This is a genomic window from Variovorax sp. LjRoot175 (genome assembly GCF_964253805.1).
Classification (GTDB): domain Bacteria; phylum Pseudomonadota; class Gammaproteobacteria; order Burkholderiales; family Burkholderiaceae_C; genus Variovorax.
Window position 1 is genome coordinate 4,536,313 of the sequence record NZ_CAXURY020000001.1, and the last position, 18,120, is coordinate 4,554,432.

Here is an 18,120-nt window from a genome sequence, read left to right on the forward strand (position 1 = left end):
CGCCTAGCATCCGCGCTTTTCTTTCCCCTCAGGAGTCTTCATGCGATTCAATACGCTCGCCGTCGCCTCGGCGTTGGCCGCCACGCTGTCCATCCCGGCGCACGCCCAAACCGAGATCCAGTGGTGGCACGCCATGAGCGGGCCCCTCGGCGAATGGGTCGCCGACCTCGCCAAGCAATACAACGAGAGCCAGAAGGAATACAAGGTCGTGCCCGCCTACAAGGGCACCTACGATGAATCGATGACCGCCGCCATCGCGGCATACCGCTCGGGCAATGCGCCCCACATCCTGCAGGTGTTCGAAGTCGGCACCGCGACCATGATGGCTTCCAAGAACGCCATCAAGCCGGTGGGCGATGTGATGAAGGAAGGCGGCGCCAAGTTCGACCAGAAGGCCTACATTTCGGCCGTCGCCGGCTACTACACGGCACCCAACGGCCAGATGCTGAGCTTCCCGTTCAACAGCTCGACGACCATCTTCTATTACAACAAGGACGCCTTCAAGGCCGCCGGCCTCGATCCCGACAAGGCGCCGACGACCTGGCCCGAAGTGGTGGCCGCGGCGGCCAAGCTCAAGGCCAGCGGCCACAAGTGCCCCTTCACGACCAGCTGGATGAGCTGGACCCAGCTCGAGAGCTTCTCGGCCTGGCACAACACGCTGTTCGCAACGCAGAACAACGGCTTCGGCGGCACCAATGCCCGCCTCGCATTCAACTCGCCGTTGCACCACCGTCACTTCGAGAACCTCGCGAACATGGCCAAGCAGGGCCTCTTCGTCTACAAGGGCCGCGGCAACGTGCCGGACGCCGCCTTCCCGGCCGGTGAATGCGCGATGTTCACGGGCTCCTCCGGCCTGTACGCGCGTGTCTCCAAGGACGCCAAGTTCGCCTACGGCATTTCGACGCTGCCCTACTACCCCGACGTGCAAGGCGCGCCGCAGAACACTGTGATCGGCGGCGCCAGCCTGTGGGTGATGGCGGGCAAGAAGCCGGCCGAATACAAGGGCGTGGCCGACTTCTTCAACTTCCTGTCGAAGCCCGACGTGCAGTCCGCCAGCCACAAGCGCACGGGCTACCTGCCTATTACCACTGCGGCCTACGAGCTGACCGACAAGTCCGGCTTCTACAAGGAGAAGCCGGGCACCGACGTGGCGGTCACGCAGATGATCCGCAAGACGACCGACAAGTCGCGCGGCATCCGGCTCGGCAACTTCGTGCAGATCCGCACCATCATCGACGAGGAGACCGAGCAGATCTGGTCGGGCAAGAAACAGCCGAAGGAAGCCCTCGACGCCGCGATCCAGCGCGGCAACGAGCAGCTCGAGCGCTTCCAGAAAGCGAACAAGGGCTGACGCCTTTGCCGGCCTGGACGTCAGGCGCCGTGAATTCGGCGCCGCAGTAGACTCTCGCCCGCCTCGCTCCACCCGGAGCCCGGCGGGTTTCTTCATTCGAAGGCTTCATGGAAAAACGCGTTCTGTTCCGCTCCTCGTGGCTGCCGTGGCTGCTCATCGCGCCCCAGATGGCGGTGATCCTGGTGTTTTTCTTCTGGCCGGCGAGCCAGGCCGTCATGCAGTCGATGCAGTCGGAGGACGCTTTCGGCACCTCGACCGTCTGGGTGGGCCTCGAGAACTTCAAGACCCTGTTCGAAGACCCGGCCTACGTCGAGTCGTTCCAGATCACCGCGCTGTTCTCTGCCCTGGTGGCGGGCTGCGGCATCGCGATCTCGCTGATGCTCGCGATCTTCGCCGACCGCATCCTGCGCGGCGGCCTGTTCTACAAGACCTTCCTCATCATTCCCTATGCCGTCGCACCGGCCATCGCGGGCGTGCTGTGGATCTTCATGTTCTCGCCGGCCATCGGCATCGTGGCCTACGGGCTCGGCCTCATGGGTTTCCAATGGAACCACCTGCTCAACTCGGACCACGCGATGTCGCTGATCGTGGTGGCCGCCGTGTGGAAGCAGATTTCCTACAACTTCCTGTTCTTCCTCGCCGGCCTGCAGTCCATTCCGAAGGCGCTGATCGAAGCCGCGGCCATCGATGGCGCCGGCCCGCTGCGGCGCTTCATCACGATCCAGTTTCCGCTGCTTTCGCCGACCACCTTCTTCCTGCTGGTGATCAACATCGTCTACGCCTTCTTCGACACCTTCGCGATCGTGCATGCGACCACCGAGGGCGGCCCGGGCCGCGACACGGCGATCCTGGTCTACAAGGTCTGGCACGACGGCTTCCGCGCCCTCGACCTCGGCGGCTCGGCGGCCCAGTCGGTGGTGCTGATGGCGATCGTCGTGGTGCTGACGATCATCCAGTTCCGCTATGTCGAAAAGAAAGTCCAGTACTGAAATGAGAGCGAGCCATGGTTGAACGCCGCCCCGGCCTGACGCTGCTGTCGCATCTGGTGCTGATCTTCGGCATCCTGATCGTCGTCTTCCCGATCTACCTGGCCTTCGTGGCCTCGACCCACACGCGCGACGAGATCGTGCAGGTGCCGATGCCGGTCACGCCGGGCAGCCACCTGGTCGAGAACTACAAGGCGGCGCTCACCGGCACGGCCGAGACGCAGGGCTCCAAGGCGGCTGTGGGCCGAATGATGTGGGTGAGCCTGGTCACGGCGCTGGTCATCAGCATCGGCAAGATCGCGATCTCGCTGCTCTCGGCCTTCGCGATCGTCTATTTCCGATTTCCGTTCAAGAAGCTGGTCTTCTGGATGATCTTCGTGACGCTGATGCTGCCGGTGGAGGTGCGGATCCTGCCCACCTACAAGGTGTTGTCCGACCTCAACATGCTCAACACCTACGCCGGCCTCACCATCCCGCTGATCGCCTCGGCCACGGCTACCTTCCTGTTCAGGCAGTTCTTCCTGAGCGTGCCCGACGAACTGGTGGAGGCGGCGCGCATGGACGGCGCCGGGCCGATGCGCTTCTTCAAGGACATCCTGGTGCCGCTGTCGCAAACCTCGATCGCGGCGCTGTTCGTGATCCAGTTCATCTACGGCTGGAACCAGTATCTCTGGCCGCTGCTCGCGACCACCACCGAGGACATGTACCCGGTGGTGATCGGCATCAAGCGCATGATCGCCAGCGGCGACGCGGCCAACGACTGGAACATCATCATGGCCACGGCCATTCTTGCGCTGCTGCCGCCCGCGGTGGTGGTGGTGCTGATGCAGCGTTGGTTCGTCAAGGGCCTGGTGGACACAGAGAAGTAATCGAAAAAGCAACGACACAATGGCTGCCATCTCTCTTCGCAACGTCATCAAACGCTACGGCCACGGGGCCAAGGCCAATCAGGTCATCCACGGCGTCTCGGCCGACGTCAACCACGGGGAGTTCGTCGTCATCGTCGGCCCCTCGGGCTGCGGCAAGTCCACGCTCCTGCGCATGGTCGCGGGCCTGGAGGAAATCAGCGCGGGCGAGATCGCGATCGGCAACCGCGTGGTCAACAACATCGAGCCGGCCCAGCGCGACATCGCAATGGTGTTCCAGAACTACGCGCTGTACCCGCACATGTCGAACTTCGACAACATGGCCTATGGGCTCAAGATCGCGAAAGTGCCCAAGGACGAGATCAAGGCGCGCGTGGACAAGGCCGCCAAGATCCTCGAGCTCAGTCACCTGCTCGAACGCAAGCCGCGCGAGCTCTCCGGCGGCCAGCGCCAGCGCGTGGCGATGGGCCGTGCGATCGTGCGGCAGCCGCAGGTGTTCCTGTTCGACGAGCCGCTCTCCAACCTCGACGCCAAGCTGCGCGCGCAGACCCGCCTCGAGATCCAGAAGCTGCACCGCGAGCTGGGCATCACCTCGCTCTTCGTCACGCACGATCAGGTCGAGGCCATGACGCTCGCGCAGCGCATCATCGTGATGAACGCCGGCGTGATGGACCAGTTCGCCACGCCCGAGGAGGTGTATGCGCGTCCCGCCACCACCTTCGTCGCGAGCTTCATCGGTTCGCCGCCGATGAACCTGCTGAAGCACGCGCCCGGCGTGCGGCCGGGCACCATCCTCGGCATTCGTCCCGAGCATCTGACCCTCGATGCGGACGGCTGGTCGGTGCAGGTCGAGTACGTCGAACTGCTGGGCGCCGAGCGGCTGATCTACGGGCGCATCGGCGACGAGCAGTTGGTCATGCGCACCGACGAAGGCCAGACGCCACCGGTCACTGGCGACACTGTCCGGATCGCCGCGCGCCAGGACAAGCTGCATTGGTTCGATGCAGGCTCGGGCAAGCGCACGGCATGACCCCCTGGCCCTACCCTTTCTGGATCGCCCACCGCGGCGCTGGCAAGCTGGCCCCCGAGAACACGCTCGCCGCCTTCCGCCTCGGTGCCGAGTACGGCTACCGCATGTTCGAGTGCGATGCGAAGCTCAGCGCCGACGGCGTCCCTTTCCTGTTGCACGACAGCACGCTGCAACGCACCAGCAACGGTCATGGCGTCGCCGGTGAGCGTGCGTGGTCGGAGCTGACGCAACTCGACGCCGGCGCCTGGCATTCGCGCCGCTACGCCGGCGAGCCGCTTGCCAGCCTCGAAGCCCTGATCCGCTTCTGCCTCGCCAACGGCTACGCGCTCAACATCGAGATCAAGCCGACGCCGGGCGTCGAACTGAACACCGGCGGACGCGTCGCGCAGCTCGCCGCTCGGCTGTGGGCCGGCTCGGCCGTCGCGCCGCCCCTCCTGACCTCCTTCGCGCCCGAATCCCTGGAGGGTGCGCGGTCGGCCCAGCCCGAACTGCCGCGCGGCCTGCTGCTCGACACGCTGCGGGAGGGCTGGCTCGACACCGCGCGCCGACTCGATTGCGCGGCGATCGTCTGCAACTATGCGCTGTGGGACGCTGCCACCGTGGCGCAGGTGCATGCCGCCGGCTTGCGCGCGCTGAGCTATACCGTCAACGACGAGTGGTTGGCGAAGCGGCTGATCGAGCTCGGCACCGACGGCATCATCACCAACCGCGTCGATCGATTCAGTCCTGCGGCCTGAGTCTGCGCGCGGGGCGGATGCGAAGCCCTTCTATGATGAAGCCATGAGTTGGATGCACCGCCTCGCGGCCCTGCTGCTGGCCGCCGTCCTCTGCGGCGGCGCCTTTGCACAGAGCACCGCCGCCCCGCCGGAAGCCACGGTGGCCGATCTGCGGGCCCAGCTCGACCGCATTCCCGATTCCGTCGAGAGCAACGCCGAGGTGCGCGAGCTCATCGCCCGCATCAACGCCATCGGTGTCCAGGCCGACAAGTTCATCGCCTCGCGCACCGGGCAGCTCAACGACCTCAACGCGCGCCTGGGCGAGCTGGGCAACCCGCCGGCCGAAGGCGCCGCGGCCGAAGATCCCGACATCACGCGCCAGCGCGCGGCGCTGCTGAAGGATCGCAACGCGCTCGACGCCGACATCCGCCTGGCGCGCCTGGTCACGGTCGATGCGCAGCAGCGCGGCAGCGAGCTGCTGGCCAAGCGCCGCGCGCTGTTCGAGGCTCAGCTCACCGAGCGCGCGCCCTCGCCGCTCGGCCGCCAGTTCTGGTTCGACATCAGCGACGCCTGGCCTGCCGACGTGGAACGCCTGGCCACGCTCGGCGACGAGCTCCGAGCCAGCTTCGACACCGCGCGGGAGCCGGCGCACCGAACGGCAGCGCTGGCGAGCATGACCGTGGCGCTGCTGCTCGTGCTGCTGGGCAACTGGGCCGCCGAGCGCGGGCTGGCGCAACTGGCGGCGCGCGTGCTGCCGGCCGGGCGGCTGCGCCGCTCGCTGCTGGTGCTCGCGATCGTGGCCGTCAACGTGCTGCTGGTGGCGCTGGCGGCGCAGGGCGTGTTCGCCACGCTCGACCGCCACGGCATATGGGGACCGCAGATCCGCAAGCTGGCCCAGGCGGTGGTGCAGTCCATCATCTTCATCGCCTTCGTGGTCGGCCTGGGCCGCGCGCTGCTGTCCAACGGCCGGCCTTCGTGGCGGCTGCCGCCAATCCCCGACGAGATGGCCCGGCGCCTGGCGCCCTTCCCCTGGCTCACCGCGCTGATCGCCGTGCTGGTCTGGGCACCGACCCAGATCAATGCGGTGGTGGACGCCAGCTTCGCGGCGGTGGTCGCGACGCACGTGGTCACCGCGCTGGCACTGACCGCGCTGATCGGCACGATGCTCTGGCGCCTGCGCGAGCCGCAGGCTGCGCCCGCGGCCGCCCCCACGACGGAGGCGGCCCAGCCGCCGCCCGCCGAGCCCGAACGACCGATGTGGATCAGCTTCCTGCTGAGCGCCGTGGCGCTGGCGGTGATCGTGATCTGGATCCTGGTGGCGGTCGGCTACGTCGCGATGGCGAGTTTCCTCGCCAGCCAGCTCACCTGGACCGGCATCGTCGCATCGGCCTTCTACGTGCTGTTCAAGTTCGCCGACGACCTGTTCATGGCGCTGGTGTCTTCGCGCAGCGACTTCGGCCAGAAGCTGCAGAAGAGCTTCGGCTTCGCGCCGCGCACGCTGGACCAGGCGGCCGTGGTGCTCTCGGGCCTCAGCCGCGTCGCATTGTTCTTCTACATGGTGATCGCGCTGGCCACGCCGCTGGGCACCAGCCCGGGCGAGGTGTTCCAGCGCAGCGGCAAGTTCGGCACCGGCGTGAAGATCGGCGAGTTCGAGCTCGTCCCGGGCGCGATCTTCAGCGCGGTCGCAGTGCTGGCCGTCGGCTTCGTCGCGCTGCGCGTGATCAAGAAGTGGCTGGAGGCGCACTACCTGCCGCAAACCGCGCTCGAGCCCGGCATGCAGAGCTCGATCACGACGCTGCTCGGCTATGTGGGCGGCATCCTGGTGGTCGCCTTCGCGCTGTCGGCGCTGGGCATCGGCATCGAACGCATCGCCTGGGTGGCGAGCGCGCTGTCGGTCGGCATCGGCTTCGGGCTGCAGGCGATCGTCCAGAATTTCATCTCCGGGTTGATTCTGCTGGCCGAGCGCCCGGTCAAGGTCGGCGACTGGGTGGTGCTGGGCAATGCCGAAGGAGATGTGCGGCGCATCAACGTGCGCGCCACCGAAATCCAGCTGGGCGACCGCTCCACGCTGATCGTGCCGAACTCGGAGTTCATCACCAAGACCGTGCGCAACATGACGCTGGCCAACGCCGAGGGCCGCGTGCTGATCCGCCTGCCGATGCCGCTCAACACCGACGCCCAGCGCACGCGCGAGCTGATGCTGGCGGCCTGCGCCGATCATGCCGGCGTGCTGCCCTCGCCCGCGCCCACGGTCACGCTCGAAGGCATCGAGAACGGCATGCTGATCTTCCAGGCGATCGCCTACGTGCAGAGCCCGCGCCTCGCCGGCGGGGTACGCAGCGACCTGCTCTTCGCCATTCTCGATCTGCTCAAGGAGGCCGGGCTGCCGCTGGCGGTGCCCACCATGGTGATGTCGCCGACAGAGCCGCCGGCGCCGCCCGCGCCGACGCCGCCCTTGCCGGTTTGAGCCAAAGGCCGGTTCAGCCGCGCCAGCCGCGCAGGAGCCACCACTGGACGGTGCCGCAGACCGCCACCAGCGCGGCATAGGTCGCGATCTGCCCGTCACGGCCGAAGAAGATCAGGCCGGCGATCAGCACGGCCAGACCGGCAGCGAAGTTGACGGCAAGCTGCGTCCACAGCCCGGTCGCGGCGCTGCGCTTGTGCATGGCAAGCCGAAACAGCAACGCGAGCAGGAGCGCGACGAAGAAGGCCGGCGCCGCGAAGTTGAGCAGGTGAATCAGGAAATCGAGCGCGGACATGGAAAACAAGGGCGCCGCGGGTTTTGGGGGCCATTCGCAAATGCGGCGACCCCATGGCGGCGGCGGATTTTATAATCAGCCGTTATGACAGTCTGGGCTCTCGGCTTGAACCACACGACCGCGCCGCTCGACCTGCGCGGTCGGTTCGCGTTCGCGATCGACCAGATAGCCCCCACGCTGCAGAGCCTGCGGCATTCCTTCGGCTCCCACCGGCATCCCGACGTGGAGGCCGCCATCATCTCGACCTGCAACCGCACCGAGATCTACTGCGCCGCCGAGCACCCGGCGCTCGACCACACGGTCGAATGGCTGGCCGAGAGCGGCGGCGTCGCCCCGGCCCTGCTGCGCTCGCATGCCTACACGCTGCACGACGACCAGGCTGCCCGCCACGCCTTCCGCGTCGCTGCCGGCCTCGATTCGATGGTGCTGGGCGAGGCCCAGATCCTCGGCCAGATGAAGGACGCCGTGCGCGCCGCCGAGACGGCCGGCTCGCTGGGCAGCACGTTGAACCAGCTGTTCCAGCGCTCCTTCGCCGTCGCCAAGGAAGTGCGCACCGCCACCGAGATCGGCGCCCATTCGATCAGCATGGCGGCCGCGGCCGTCCGGCTGGCCGCGCAGCTGTTCGAGGATCTGAAGCAGACGCGCGTGCTGTTCGTGGGCGCCGGCGAAATGATCGACTTGGCGGTGACGCATTTCGCGGCCAAGGAGCCGAAATCCATCGTCATCGCCAACCGCACGCTGGAGCGCGGCGAAAAGCTGGCCTCGCGCTTCGGCGGCGAAGCCATGCGGCTGGCCGATCTGCCCGCGCGCCTGGCCGAATTCGACATCGTCGTGAGCTGCACCGCGAGCACCTTGCCGCTGATCGGGCTCGGCGCGGTCGAACGCGCGCTGAAGCTGCGCAAGCACCGCCCGATGTTCATGGTCGACCTCGCGGTGCCGCGCGACATCGAGCCCGAGGTCAAGGCGCTCGAAGACATCTATCTCTACACGGTCGACGACCTGGCGCAGGTCGTGCAGCAAGGCCACGCCAGCCGCCAGGCCGCGGTGGCGGAGGCCGAAGTCATCATCGACGCCGGCGTGCGCAGCTTCATGCACTGGCTGGATCAGCGCGGCACCGTGCCGCTGATCCAGCAGCTCAATGCCCAGACGGACGAATGGCGCGCCATGGAACTGGCCCGCGCGCGCAAGCTGCTGGCCAAGGGCGAGCCGGTCGAGGCCGTGCTGGAGGCGCTGTCGCGCGGCCTCACGCAAAAGATGCTGCACGGCGCGATGGCCGAGCTGCATGCCGGCGACGCCAGCGCCCGCGAGCACACGGCGCAGGCCATTTCGCGGCTGTTCCTGCGCAAAGAGCGTTAGCGACGCCGGCCGTGCCCGGTTGCGCACGCCGCAACCCACGCCCCGTCGCCGTGCGCATCGCGCGGCCTGTTCTTCCCGCTTTCCGCCCGCCTCCCTTGAAACCCTTTCTCCGCCACCAACTCGAGCGCTACGCGCAACGCCTGGGCGAACTCGACTTCCTGCTCTCGCGCGAAGACATCATGTCCGACATGACGCAGTACCGGACCATCTCGCGCGAGCACGCCGAGGTGACGCAGATCGCGGGCCGCTACGCGCGCTACCTGCAGCGCGAGTCGGACCTGGCTGGCGCGCGCGAGATGCAGGACGATCCCGACATGGCCGAGATGGCGCAGGAGGAGATCGCGAGCGCGGAAGCCGAGCTGCGGCAGCTCGAGGACGAACTCCAGCGCCTGCTGCTTCCCAAGGACCCTGACGACGCGCGCAACGCCTTCCTCGAAATCCGCGCCGGCACCGGCGGCGACGAGTCGGCGCTGTTCGCCGGCGACCTGCTGCGCATGTACACGCGCTACGCCGAGCGCACCGGCTGGCGCTGCGAGATCGTGAGCGAAAGCGAGAGCGAGCTCGGCGGCTACAAGGAGGTGGTGGTGCGCATCGCGGGCGACGAGGTCTTCGGCAAGCTGCGCTTCGAGTCTGGCGGTCATCGCGTGCAGCGCGTGCCGGCCACCGAGACCCAAGGCCGCATCCACACCAGCGCCTGCACGGTCGCCGTGCTGGCCGAGCCCGACGAAACGCAGGCCGTGCAGATCAACCCCGCCGACCTGCGCATCGACACCTACCGCGCCAGCGGCGCCGGCGGCCAGCACATCAACAAGACCGATTCAGCGGTGCGCATCACGCACATCCCCACCGGCATCGTCGCCGAGTGCCAGGACGACCGCAGCCAGCATCGCAACAAGGCCAAGGCGCTGCAGGTGCTGTCGGCGCGCATCCAGGAAAAAGACCGCAGCGAGCGCGCGGCCAAGGACGCCGCGCTGCGCAAGGGCCTGATCGGCAGCGGCGACCGCTCCGACCGCATCCGCACCTACAACTTCCCGCAGGGCCGGCTCACCGACCACCGCATCAACCTCACGCTCTACAAGCTGCAGGCGATCATGGAAGGCGACCTGGGTGACGTGCTGGCGGCGCTGCAGTCGGCGCGCGAGGCCGAACAGCTGGCGGAGCTGGAAGCGAGCCTGCCCGCGTGATGCCGCCGGTTCCGAATTCGCCCTCCACCGCGGCAGAGATGCTCGCCGCGGCCGCGGCGCTGGGCGTGGAGCGGCTCGATGCCCAGCTGCTGCTGCTGCATGTGCTGGGCCGGCCCTTGGACGACCGTGCCTGGCTGCTGGCGCACGACACGGATGCGCTGCCGGAAAGCGCCTGGCTGCGCTTCGCCGAACTCTGTGCCCGCCGCGCGGCCGGCGAACCGGTCGCCTACCTGGTCGGCGAGAAGGAGTTCCACGGGCTCGGCCTGCAGGTCGACGCGCGCGTCCTGGTGCCGCGGCCGGACACCGAAACCCTGGTCGACTGGGCACTGCAATGCCTGGAAGGCCGCGCAGCGCCGTCGGTGATCGACCTCGGCACGGGCAGCGGCGCGATCGCGCTGGCCATCCGGCACGCCCGCCCCGATGCGCAGGTCACGGCGGTCGACGCCAGCGCGGATGCCCTGGCCGTTGCCCGCGCCAACGCGCAGCGGCTCGGCTTGGCCGTCCGCTTCGTCGAAGCCGACTGGCTGGACGGCGCCGGCACCAGCTACGACCTGGTGGTTTCGAACCCGCCCTACGTCGCGGCCGACGATGCCCATCTGGCCGCCCTGCGCCACGAACCGCGGGGCGCCCTGGTTTCGGGGCCGGACGGTCTGGCCGACATCCGCCGCATCGTCCAGGCGGCGCCCGAGCACCTGCGGGACGGCGGCTGGCTGCTGCTCGAGCACGGCTACGACCAGGCCGCCACGGTCCGGGAACTGCTGGCAGTCCGCGGTTTCGCCGAAGTCCAAAGCCGCGACGACTTGGCAGGCATCGCGCGCTGCTCCGGCGGGATCTGGCGCACGGTGAAATAATCCGCCCAGCCAATTTTCAGGAGCCCCCCATGTCCGAAGCCCAGCAACGCATCGACGACCTCGTCAAGACCAACGAGCTCGTGCTCTTCATGAAGGGCAACGCCAGTTTTCCCATGTGCGGCTTCTCCGGCCGCGCGATCCAGATTCTCAAGGCCGTGGGCGTCGACACGCGCACGCTCAAGACCGTCAACGTGCTCGAGGACGACGCCATTCGCCAGGGCATCAAGGAATACAGCAACTGGCCGACGATTCCGCAGCTGTACGTGAAGGGTGAATTCGTCGGCGGCTCGGACATCCTGATGGAGATGTACGAGTCGGGCGAACTGCAGCAGATGCTCAACGGCAGCCCGGCCTGAGCTTTTTCTCGGCCGGTCCATGAGCCACGATCACGCCGATCACGGTGACGCCGCCTGGAAGCACGACGGCGTACGCGTGATTCCAGGCAACCAGCTCGATACCAATACGGCCCAGACGCCCGGCATGAACCGGGCCGCGGCGATCAACTTCGCGCGCGTCGGCGCCCAGAAGCTCTGGGCCGGCACGGTGACCATCCATGCCAATGCGAAGACCGGCGCCCACCACCACGGGCACCTCGAATCCGTGATCTACGTCGTGCGCGGGCGCGCGCGCATGCGCTGGGGGGTCCACCTCGAATTCACGGCCGAGGCCGGGCCGGGCGATTTCATCTACGTGCCGCCCTACGTGCCGCATCAGGAAATCAACGCCAGCACGACCGAGGCGCTCGAATGCGTGCTCTGCCGCAGCGATGGCGAGGCGGTGGCGGTCAATCTCGACATCGAACCGGTCGAGAAGCCCGAGTCGGTGCTGTGGGTCGACCCGACACACCCGCACGGTGGCGTCTGAAGTCCCGGCCACAAAACCCCAAAAGCGAGAAAACATAGACACGCACGGACATCGGGCACGGCTTATGCTGTACCCGAGTGTTCGAAGTCGGAGGTGTCCCATGGATTCCCGCATGTCCCGCGATCTGGTTCCCGCGTCCTTCCAGCTGCCGGTGGCCCACCTGCGCAGCGTCTTCCGCACGCACGACGTCGAGCGCAAACTCGCCAAGCTCCCCGAGCGCGACCACGAACACCTGCGCACCACCTACGAGCGCATGCTCGAACGCGGTCCCGAACGCTTCCAGGTCAAGCCCAGCGGCGTCCCCGAGATGGCTGCGCTCTACGCCCAGTTGCCCAACTTCACCGAAGTGCTCGACGACGTGCGCCGCCATGTCGCGCTGGCCCAGGACAGCCGCGACGGGCTCGAAGTCACGCCGATGCTGCTGCTCGGCCCGCCCGGCATCGGCAAGACCCACTTCGCGAAGAAGCTGGCCGAACTGCTGGGCACCGGCATGTCGCTGGTGCCGATGAACTCGATGACCGCCGGCTGGCTGCTCTCCGGCGCATCGTCCCAATGGAAGGGTTCCAAGCCGGGCAAGGTGTTCGAGACGCTGGTCGACGGGCAGTACGCCAACCCGGTGATGGTGATCGACGAGATCGACAAGGCCGGCGCCGACGCCCAGTACGACCCGCTGGGCGCGCTCTACAACCTGCTCGAGCACGACACCGCCCATGCCTTCGTCGACGAGTTCGCCGAAGTGCCGATCGATGCCAGCCAGGTGATCTGGATCACGACGGCGAACGACTTGCGCGGCATCCCCGAGCCCATCCTCAACCGCATGAACGTGTTCGAGGTCGATGCGCCCTCGCCCGAGGCGGCGCGGCAGATCGCGCGCCAGCTCTATGCCTCGATCCGCAAGGAGCACGACTGGGGCCGGCTCCTGGCCGAAGAGCCTTCCGGCGACGTGCTCGACCACCTGGCGACATTCGCGCCGCGCGAGATGCGCCGCGCGCTGATGACCGGCTTCGGCAACGCCCGGCTGGCCGGCCGCGACGAGGTGCGCATCGACGACCTGCCGCGTGCGAGCGCCGGGCGCAGCCGGATCGGCTTCGTCCAGTAAGTCCTGCGGTCATGGCACCATGGCGGTCCTCGTCGACCGATCCATGATTCTGTGACCCTGACCCAAAGCCTGCTCGTCATCGTCGCCCTGATTGCGACGAGCGCTTTCTTTTCCCTGGCCGAGATCGCGCTGGCCGCCTCGCGCCGCCTGCGCCTGCGCCAGATGGCCGACGAGGGCGACGCACGTGCCGACCGCGTGATGCGCATGCAGGAGCAGCCCGGCCCCTACTTCACGGTGGTGCAGATCGGACTCAATGCGGTCGCGATCCTCGGCGGCGTGGTCGGCGAAGGTTCGCTGAGTCCCTACTACGCACGGCTGTTCGAGCTGTGGCTCGGATCCGAGGCCGCGCAGACCATGGCCTTCCTGGCCTCCTTCATCACGATCATCGCGGTATTCCTGGTGTTCGCCGACCTGTTTCCCAAGCGGCTGGGCATGAACGATCCGGAGCGGCTCGCGGTGCGCATGGTCGGGCCGATGCAGGTGCTCATCACCACCTTCAAGCCGCTGGTCTGGCTGTTCACGCACTGCACCGACCTGCTCTTCAAGCTGCTGCGCATGCCGATGCAGCGCGACGACAAGATCACCTCGGCCGACATCCTCGCCATGACCGAGGCCGGTGCGCGCGCCGGCGTGCTCGCGGTGCGCGAGCAGCAGGTGATCGCCAACGTGTTCGAACTCGACACGCGGCTGGTCAGCAGCGTGATGACCTCGCGCGACCGCATCGCCTGGTTCCTGAAAGACGATTCCGAGGCGGTGCTGCGCGCACGCATCGTGGCGGAGCCCTTTTCGGCCTATCCGGTGTGCGAGGGCGACATCGACCACGTGCTGGGCTACGTCGACGCGAAGGACATGTTTCAGCGCGTACTGAGCGGCCAGCCGCTCTCCTTCGACCAGGGGCTGCCGCTGCACAAGGCGCTGGTCATCCCCGACCGGCTCTCGCTCACCGAGGTGCTCGAGCAGTTCCAGCAGGCGCACGAGGACTTCGCGATCATCGTCAACGAATACAGCCTGGTGGTCGGCGTGATCACGCTCAACGATGTGATGAGCACGGTGATGGGCGACCTGGTCGGGCCGCAGGACGAAGAGCAGCAGATCGTCAGGCGCGACGAGAACTCCTGGCTGATCGACGGCGTGACGCCGATCCAGGACGTGCAGCGCGCGCTCGATATCGATGCGCTGCCGCACGCCGACGAGTACGAAACGCTGGCCGGCTTCCTGATGGTGATGCTGCGCCGCGTGCCCAAGCGTACCGACAGCGTGAGCTGGAGCGGCTACACCTTCGAGGTGATGGACGTGGACAGCCACCGCATCGACCAGGTGATGGTCACCCGCGCCGGCGCAGGCGCGGCGGCCTCAGGCTGAAGCCGAGTCCGAACGCCGGTCGTCGAAGGCCCAGAGCCGCTGGTTGGCGAACACCGCATTCGGGTACGGCGCCCTGCCCCGGCTGCCGTTGTAGCGGCCCAGCGTCATGAACAAGTCGCCGGCCTCGCGGTCGAGGTAGTGGCGCAGGATCACGCAGCCAAAGCGCAGGTTGGTCTGCATGTGGAACAGCTTGGCCGGGTCGCTGTCGCCGATCACGCGCGTCCAGAAGGGCATCACCTGCATGTAGCCGCGCGCACCGGCGCTCGAAACCGCGTACTTGCGGAAATTGCTCTCGACCTGGACCAGGCCCAGCACCAGGCTGACGTCGAGGCCGGCGCGGCGCGATTCGTACCAGACCGTCTGGAGGAATTCCTTGCGCGTCGGCCAGTCGACGAGTTTCTTCTTGAGGCGTTCGCTCATGGCGCCGAGCCAGCGCAGGTAGGCGAGCCGCGCCTCGGTGTTGCTGAACTCGGGGATCGGCGGCGCCTTGTTGTGAATGGCCGAGCTCAGCGCGGTGCGCACCGAATCGATCAAGGGCTCTTCGATCTGCGCGCCCGCCAGCGCCGGCTGCGGCAGCACCAGCGACAGGGTTCCGGCGGCGGCGCCGCTCAGGTACGCGCGGCGCGACAAGCTCATATCGCGAGCTTGCCTTTGATGAACTCCGCGATGCCGGCCGCCGGCACCTTGGTCGCGGCCGTGTCGCGGCGATGCTGGTATTCGAGCTGGCCTTCCTTCAGGCCGCGGTCGGAAATGACGACGCGGTGCGGCACGCCGATCAGTTCCCAGTCGGCAAACATCGCGCCGGGGCGCTCGCCGCGGTCGTCGAGCAATACGTCGACGCCGGCTGCGAGCAGTTCCTCGTAGAGCGCTTCGGCAGCCGTCTTGACCTCGGCGCTGCGGTCCATGCCGATCGGGCAGACCACCACGGTGAAAGGGGCGATGGCATCGGGCCAGATGATCCCGCGCTCGTCGTTGTTCTGCTCGATGGCCGCCGCGGGCAGCCGCGTGATGCCGATGCCGTAGCAGCCCATCTCGAGGAACTGCGGCTTGCCGGCCTCGTCGAGGAAGGTGGCGTTCATCGGCTTGCTGTACTTGGTGCCGAGCACGAACACGTGGCCGACCTCGATGCCGCGCTCGATCGCCAGCACGCCCTTGCCGTCGGGCGAGGCGTCGCCGGCGACCACGTTGCGGATGTCGGCCACCGCGTCGGGCTCGGGCAGGTCGCGGCCCCAATTGACGCCGGTCATGTGAAAGTCGACTTCGTTGGCGCCGGTGATCCAGTCGGCCATCACCGCCACTTCGCGGTCGGCGACGATCTTCACCGGCTGCTTCAGCGCGAGCGGCCCGAGGTAGCCGGGCTTGCAGCCGAAGTGATCCTCGATCTCGGCATTCGTCGCGAAGCGGAAGCCGTTGTCCAGGCCCGGCACCTTGCTCACCTTGATCTCGTTCATGTCGTGATCGCCGCGCACCAGCAGCAGCCAGACCTGGGAACCCTTGGGATTGCCGGCAGCATCGACGATGTCGGTCGCGAGCACCAGCGACTTCACCGTGGTCGAAAGCGGTACGCCCAGCAGCAGCGCCACATCCTCGCAGGTGCTCTTGCCCGGCGTGGGCGTCTTGGCGAGCGGCTCGGTCGCCGGACCGCGCGGCACGGCGGGCGCGAGCGCCTCGGCCTTCTCCATGTTGGCCGCGTAGTCGCTGTCGGGGCAATAGACGATCGCATCTTCCCCGGTCGCCGCGATGACCTGGAACTCCTGGCTCACGTCGCCGCCGATCGCGCCGCTGTCGGCCGCAACGGCACGGTAGCGCAGGCCGAAGCGGTCGAAGATCTTGCGGTAGGCGTCCGCCATCACCTGGTAGCTGGCCTTCGCGCCTTCGAGGTCGCGGTCGAAGCTGTAGGCGTCCTTCATGACGAACTCGCGCCCGCGCATCAGGCCGAAGCGCGGCCGGCGCTCGTCGCGGAACTTGGTCTGGATCTGGTAGAGGTTCTTCGGCAGCTGCTTGTAGCTGCGGATTTCCTGCCGCGCGATGTCGGTCACGACCTCTTCGCTGGTCGGCTGCACGACGAAGCCGCGCTCATGGCGGTCCTTGATACGCAGCAGCTCGGGCCCGTAGCCCTGGAAGCGGCCGCTCTCCTCCCAGAGTTCTGCCGGCTGCACCACCGGCATTGCGAGCTCGACGGCACCGGCGCGGTTCATCTCCTCGCGCACGATCGCCTCGACCTTGCGGATCACGCGCAGGCCCATCGGCATGTAGGTGTAGATGCCCGTGCCGAGCTTCTTGATCATGCCGGCGCGCATCATGAGCCGGTGGCTCGCGACCTCGGCATCGGCCGGCGCTTCCTTGAGGGTGGAGATAAAGAATCGGGAAGCTTTCATCGGTCGCGAGAGAGGGTTCCAGGTACAGGGGCAAGGGGCGAGCCACGAGAGGGCCCGGAACCGGTCGCTTGCCGAGTGCAACCCGGCATGCATAATCGACTCAGTTCAAAAAATTGGGGTTTGATTATGCTCGACCGGGACGGCTTCAGGCCCAACGTCGGCATCATCTTGCTCAACCAGAGAAACCAGGTTTTCTGGGGCAAACGCATCCGCACCCATTCCTGGCAGTTCCCGCAAGGCGGCATCGATCGCGGCGAGAGTCCCGAACAGGCCATGTTCCGGGAACTGCACGAAGAGGTGGGTCTCCAGCCGGAGCATGTGCGCATCGTGGCCCGTACCCGCGACTGGTTGCGCTACGAGGTGCCGGATCGGTTCATCCGCCGTGACGCACGGGGCCACTACAAGGGCCAGAAGCAGATCTGGTACCTGCTGCAGCTGATCGGCCACGACTGGGATCTCAATCTTCGCGCCACCGACCATCCGGAGTTCGACGCCTGGCGCTGGCACGACTACTGGGTCCCGCTGGACGTGGTGGTCGAATTCAAGCGCGGCGTCTATGAAATGGCGCTGACCGAACTCGCACGCTACCTGCCTCGGCAGGATTTCCGCAACCGCTTCCTGCGCAGCAACGTGCGCGCTCGCGAATTCGAGCGCCACCCGCCCGCTGCAGGCCACGAACCCAACTTCGAACTGCCCCCCGGGGCGAGTTTCGACCCGAATCCCAATGCCCCTCATCAAGCGCCCGACCCAACCGATCCTCTTCATGTGCCGCGCTAGGCACGTTCTTGCCTACACCTTCGCATGCGTGCTCACCGCATGCGGCTCGGGTCCGAGAGACACCGACAATCCGGACTGGGCACAAGCCGGCATGCCGCCGCCGCCAAAGGTGACGGCTCAGGCTGACGAGTGGAAGGAAGGCGAAGTGCCGCCACCCCCCGCTTTCGACGAAAAGCGGCTGCTCCCGATCGAGATGCCGCCCTACCTGAGCCTCAAGTACGGCGTCGATCCGGCCACCATCACCCTGGGCGGCGACGGCATGGTGCGCTACGTGGTCGTGGCCAGCAACAAGGCTGGGGGGGCCACCAATGCCTTCTACGAAGGCGTGCGCTGTGCGTCCGAGGAGGTGAAGCAGTACGCCCGCTACAACCAGGGCGCCTGGCACCACGTGCCCAAACCGGAATGGAAGCGCATCGACGATCGCAACTCGCGTTATGCCAAGGAGCTGTCTGCGCAGGCCCTGTGCCGCGGCCACGCGCCGCGTGCCTCTGTGAGGGAGATGGTTCAGCAGATCAAGAACCCGCTGCGCGAGCTCCCCTGA

18 protein-coding genes are annotated in these 18,120 nt (G+C 67.3%); 15 read left to right on the top strand and 3 right to left on the bottom strand.

The window, feature by feature from the left end:
* Nucleotides 1–40 precede the first annotated feature (40 nt).
* The 6 genes from ugpB to ACSQ89_RS22620 all read left to right on the top strand — a co-directional run bounded on the left by ugpB (nucleotide 41) and on the right by ACSQ89_RS22620 (nucleotide 7,416).
* Nucleotides 41–1,351 carry a sn-glycerol-3-phosphate ABC transporter substrate-binding protein UgpB gene (gene ugpB / locus ACSQ89_RS22595; protein WP_436293340.1) on the top strand — a complete coding sequence of 437 codons (1,311 nt, stop codon included), beginning with the start codon at nucleotides 41–43 and terminating at the stop codon, nucleotides 1,349–1,351.
* A gap of 107 nt (nucleotides 1,352–1,458) precedes the next feature.
* Nucleotides 1,459–2,340: a sn-glycerol-3-phosphate ABC transporter permease UgpA gene (ugpA, locus tag ACSQ89_RS22600; RefSeq protein ID WP_093105791.1), complete on the top strand. Its 882-nt coding sequence runs from the start codon at nucleotides 1,459–1,461 to the stop codon at nucleotides 2,338–2,340.
* Between the two features lie 14 nt (nucleotides 2,341–2,354).
* The gene (gene ugpE, locus ACSQ89_RS22605; protein ID WP_436293339.1) at nucleotides 2,355–3,206 is read left to right on the top strand and encodes a sn-glycerol-3-phosphate ABC transporter permease UgpE; all 852 of its coding nucleotides are present in this window, start codon (nucleotides 2,355–2,357) and stop codon (nucleotides 3,204–3,206) included.
* A 19-nt stretch (nucleotides 3,207–3,225) separates the two neighbouring features.
* Nucleotides 3,226–4,233 (top strand): sn-glycerol-3-phosphate ABC transporter ATP-binding protein UgpC, encoded by a 1,008-nt coding sequence (ugpC, locus tag ACSQ89_RS22610; protein WP_093105786.1) that lies wholly within the window; start codon nucleotides 3,226–3,228, stop codon nucleotides 4,231–4,233.
* Complete coding sequence (ugpQ, locus tag ACSQ89_RS22615) at nucleotides 4,230–4,970, top strand: glycerophosphodiester phosphodiesterase (RefSeq protein ID WP_436296434.1); 741 nt, start codon at nucleotides 4,230–4,232, stop codon at nucleotides 4,968–4,970. The genes ugpC and ugpQ overlap by 4 nt, the downstream gene beginning before the upstream one ends.
* A gap of 43 nt (nucleotides 4,971–5,013) precedes the next feature.
* Entirely contained in the window at nucleotides 5,014–7,416 is a 2,403-nt protein-coding gene (locus tag ACSQ89_RS22620; protein WP_436293336.1) for a DUF3772 domain-containing protein, read from the top strand.
* A 13-nt stretch (nucleotides 7,417–7,429) separates the two neighbouring features.
* Here ACSQ89_RS22620 and ACSQ89_RS22625 read toward each other — a convergent pair whose 3' ends face one another.
* Nucleotides 7,430–7,708, bottom strand: coding sequence for a hypothetical protein (locus tag ACSQ89_RS22625; RefSeq protein WP_093105779.1), 279 nt, complete (start codon nucleotides 7,706–7,708; stop codon nucleotides 7,430–7,432).
* 84 nt (nucleotides 7,709–7,792) lie between these two features.
* Here ACSQ89_RS22625 and hemA point away from each other — a divergent pair, with 84 nt between their 5' ends.
* The 7 genes from hemA (at nucleotide 7,793) to ACSQ89_RS22660 (ending at nucleotide 14,424) form a co-directional block, all read left to right on the top strand.
* Nucleotides 7,793–9,064, top strand: a complete 1,272-nt coding sequence (gene hemA / locus ACSQ89_RS22630; protein ID WP_093105776.1) for a glutamyl-tRNA reductase — start codon at nucleotides 7,793–7,795, stop codon at nucleotides 9,062–9,064.
* Between the two features lie 95 nt (nucleotides 9,065–9,159).
* The gene (gene prfA / locus ACSQ89_RS22635; RefSeq protein ID WP_436293334.1) at nucleotides 9,160–10,248 is read left to right on the top strand and encodes a peptide chain release factor 1; all 1,089 of its coding nucleotides are present in this window, start codon (nucleotides 9,160–9,162) and stop codon (nucleotides 10,246–10,248) included.
* Nucleotides 10,248–11,099, top strand: a complete 852-nt coding sequence (gene prmC / locus ACSQ89_RS22640) for a peptide chain release factor N(5)-glutamine methyltransferase (protein WP_436293333.1) — start codon at nucleotides 10,248–10,250, stop codon at nucleotides 11,097–11,099. Before prfA ends, prmC begins: the two co-directional genes overlap by 1 nt.
* Nucleotides 11,100–11,128: 29 nt before the next feature.
* Complete coding sequence (gene grxD, locus ACSQ89_RS22645; RefSeq protein ID WP_093105770.1) at nucleotides 11,129–11,455, top strand: Grx4 family monothiol glutaredoxin; 327 nt, start codon at nucleotides 11,129–11,131, stop codon at nucleotides 11,453–11,455.
* Between the two features lie 19 nt (nucleotides 11,456–11,474).
* Entirely contained in the window at nucleotides 11,475–11,963 is a 489-nt protein-coding gene (locus ACSQ89_RS22650; RefSeq protein ID WP_093105767.1) for a cupin domain-containing protein, read from the top strand.
* A 112-nt stretch (nucleotides 11,964–12,075) separates the two neighbouring features.
* Entirely contained in the window at nucleotides 12,076–13,062 is a 987-nt protein-coding gene (locus tag ACSQ89_RS22655; protein ID WP_436293332.1) for an AAA family ATPase, read from the top strand.
* Nucleotides 13,063–13,113: 51 nt separating this feature from the next.
* Nucleotides 13,114–14,424, top strand: a complete 1,311-nt coding sequence (locus ACSQ89_RS22660) for a hemolysin family protein (protein ID WP_436293331.1) — start codon at nucleotides 13,114–13,116, stop codon at nucleotides 14,422–14,424.
* Here ACSQ89_RS22660 and ACSQ89_RS22665 read toward each other — a convergent pair.
* Together ACSQ89_RS22665 and ACSQ89_RS22670 are read right to left on the bottom strand one after the other, a co-directional pair.
* Nucleotides 14,416–15,060, bottom strand: a complete 645-nt coding sequence (locus tag ACSQ89_RS22665; protein ID WP_436293330.1) for a lytic transglycosylase domain-containing protein — start codon at nucleotides 15,058–15,060, stop codon at nucleotides 14,416–14,418. The two genes, ACSQ89_RS22660 and ACSQ89_RS22665, sit on opposite strands and share 9 nt — an antisense overlap.
* A complete protein-coding gene (locus ACSQ89_RS22670; RefSeq protein ID WP_093105757.1) occupies nucleotides 15,057–16,802 on the bottom strand; it encodes a proline--tRNA ligase in 1,746 nt (581 codons plus the stop codon). The genes ACSQ89_RS22665 and ACSQ89_RS22670 overlap by 4 nt, the downstream gene beginning before the upstream one ends.
* 126 nt (nucleotides 16,803–16,928) lie before the next feature.
* Here ACSQ89_RS22670 and ACSQ89_RS22675 point away from each other — a divergent pair, with 126 nt between their 5' ends.
* Together ACSQ89_RS22675 and ACSQ89_RS22680 are read left to right on the top strand one after the other, a co-directional pair.
* A complete protein-coding gene (locus tag ACSQ89_RS22675; RefSeq protein ID WP_436293400.1) occupies nucleotides 16,929–17,579 on the top strand; it encodes an RNA pyrophosphohydrolase in 651 nt (216 codons plus the stop codon).
* Between the two features lie 91 nt (nucleotides 17,580–17,670).
* A complete protein-coding gene (locus tag ACSQ89_RS22680; protein ID WP_280142629.1) occupies nucleotides 17,671–18,120 on the top strand; it encodes a CNP1-like family protein in 450 nt (149 codons plus the stop codon).